The organism is Colwellia piezophila ATCC BAA-637, from assembly GCF_000378625.1.
GTDB lineage: Bacteria > Pseudomonadota > Gammaproteobacteria > Enterobacterales > Alteromonadaceae > Colwellia > Colwellia piezophila.
In genome coordinates this window covers 1-1722 of record NZ_KB905180.1, presented here as the reverse complement: position 1 = coordinate 1722, position 1722 = coordinate 1, and the positions used below count along the sequence as shown (strand labels likewise).

The following is a 1722-nucleotide window of genomic DNA, read 5'->3' as shown; positions in this document are numbered from 1 at the left end:
GGTTGGTGATACTACAGCGACAAGCGCACCAACAGTAACGATCACAACAGATACCGATAACAACGAACAATTAAGTAATGTTGAGCTAGGTAATAGCACCACGGTTAACGTAGTAGTCGGCATTCCAGCTGATGCGGTGAAAGGGGATACCTTAACGGTTTCAGGGCAAGCGCCAATCGTGCTGACTCAAGACCAAATAGATGCTAAAGAGCTGAGCTTTGATTATGCTCGTCCGGCTGATGGACAGACATTAACCGTAACGGCAAGCTTAACCGATGTGGCCGGTAATACCTCGGCAACAGCGAGTGATACGGCAACCGTCGGTGATACCACTGCACCTGTGTTGCAAGATAATCAACAATTTCAATACTCAGAAAATCAGATTGATATTGATAAGCCTGTTGCAACGGTTGTGTTCTCACAAAATGTTGCTGAAGCAGCTCCTACATTTACCTTTACAGAAACGGGTACGACAAGTAGTAAAGATGGCTTATTCACAATTAATAGTGCAGGTGAAGTTCATCTAACAAACTTAGCTAGTGAAGCAAATAATTTTGAAACGGGTGCTATTGCACACAGTTATAATATTACTTCCACTGATGCATCCGGTAATGCCAGCAAAGCTGATATTACATTAACAGAAACCAATGTGAATGAAGCACCAGAAGTTGACAAAGAATCAACGGATTACAACACAACCACTAACACGTTCGAGTTTGAATACAATGAAGGACGCGCTGATACTGACATTTTAGGCAGAGTGGTAACAACCGATCAAGATGCTAACGATACGGTAAGCTACAGCATTACCGCAGGTAATGATGATGGTTACTTTGCTATCAACAATGATGGTGAGATCACCTTAACACCAGTTGGCGTATTAGCGGCGGCGAATGACTATGAAACACTAGCTAACGTACATGCTTTAACGGTAACGGCAAAAGATGCAGATAATGCGACAACCGAGATCAAGGTTGAGTTAACAGAGAAAAATGTTATTGAGGGCGTTGGCGTAATTTTAAGTGCACCAACGTCTGTAAATGAAGGTGAGAAAATTACATATACTGTCAAATTAACAGAAGCAGTTGCTGATGGTAAAGAGGTAACGGTAACTCTTGATTTAACAGACTCAAATAATCAACCAGTTACTATAACAATTATTGGTGGTCAATCAGAAGGCTCAGTTAGTATCGACGCACCAAGTGACGATGTCTATGTAGATACTGAAACCCTAAATGTATCAATTGTAAATGCAACAGGCGGTGATGTTGAAACATTTGATATTGATCCTAACCCTGCCGTAATTCTCATCAATGATGACAATGATACTGTGACGGTTAAATTAACCGCGGTTATGACCGGCACCGAAGACGGTGGCAGCATTGTTTACACGGCGAGCTTAGAAGATGCGGATGGTAATGCCGTCCTCGCCAAAGAAGCGATCACCGTGACGCTAGAAAATGGTGAGCAGATCACCATCGCCATCAATAGCAGCAGCGAAGATTCAGTCGCTGTGGCCGTCAATGAAGATGATGTTTACAGTGAAGCCGATGCCGCGGTGAGCAACAATATCAAGATGGTTAGCACCGCCGATACGTTTGAAAACCTGGTGGCTGATAAAACTGTGATCAAGACGGCGATAGCCGATGACATTGATAACACCACGGTGAGCTTATCAGCCGATAAAACGGAGCTGACGGAAGCGGGTGGCACGATCACGTA

General features: G+C 43.6%; 1 protein-coding gene. It reads left to right on the top strand.

Annotated features, from left to right (window positions below):
* Positions 1-1722, top strand: a 1722-nt coding sequence (locus tag F580_RS25175; protein WP_019030003.1) for a cadherin repeat domain-containing protein, incomplete at both ends; no start/stop codon positions are given.